General features: G+C 45.5%; 1 protein-coding gene. It reads right to left on the bottom strand.

Features of this window, described 5'->3' with window-relative positions; genetic code table 11:
- A partial coding sequence (locus ACFE6N_RS23525; protein ID WP_378940376.1) for a helix-turn-helix domain-containing protein occupies window positions 1–627 on the bottom strand: 627 nt, incomplete at both ends.

The following is a 627-nucleotide window of genomic DNA, read 5'->3' as shown; positions in this document are numbered from 1 at the left end:
CATAAAACGGCACCACTTTATCATTAAGCATCTCTGCTGCCACCAATGCATTCTTGCGGTCATATAGCTTGGTAAAGGCAACTTTAGCATAAGTATCAATAAATGTTTGCTGATAAATATGACCTACGCCTTTGATGTTACCGACATAGTAAGTGTCCTGTGCACCAAGGTAACCAGGGTGATGGGTTTCTATTTCACCATGTGCTTTCTTTTCCTCTTTAGCCTTTTCCAGAGCTACGACCTGAGCTTCGGTTAAGACCAATCCTTCCTGTGCGGACTTAGCTTCCAATGCCTTTAAACGGAGTTGAAAGGTGTGAAGATCGTGGCGGAGCCAAATACTTCGGACTCCGCCAGGTGATACCAGAATGCCCTGTCTTTTAAGTTCGTTAGATACCCGGAGTTGGCCTAAGGCTGGCTGATCTATAGCCATTGCCACAACAGCTTTCTCAATATGCGCTTCAACACGGTTTTTGAGAATGGGCTTTCTTCTGCTGATTTCCTGAAGGGCAAGCTCTCCGCCCTGTTCGTAAAGTTCTTTGAAACGATAAAAGCTATCGCGTGAATAACCCATTACCTTGCAGGCTTGCGAGACATTGCCCAAATGCTGAGCAAGCTCAAGGATACCTA

The organism is Pedobacter sp. BG31 (assembly GCF_042464845.1).
In the GTDB taxonomy this organism is placed as follows: domain Bacteria; phylum Bacteroidota; class Bacteroidia; order Sphingobacteriales; family Sphingobacteriaceae; genus Pedobacter; species Pedobacter suwonensis.
This window is presented reverse-complemented; position numbering and strand designations above follow the sequence as displayed.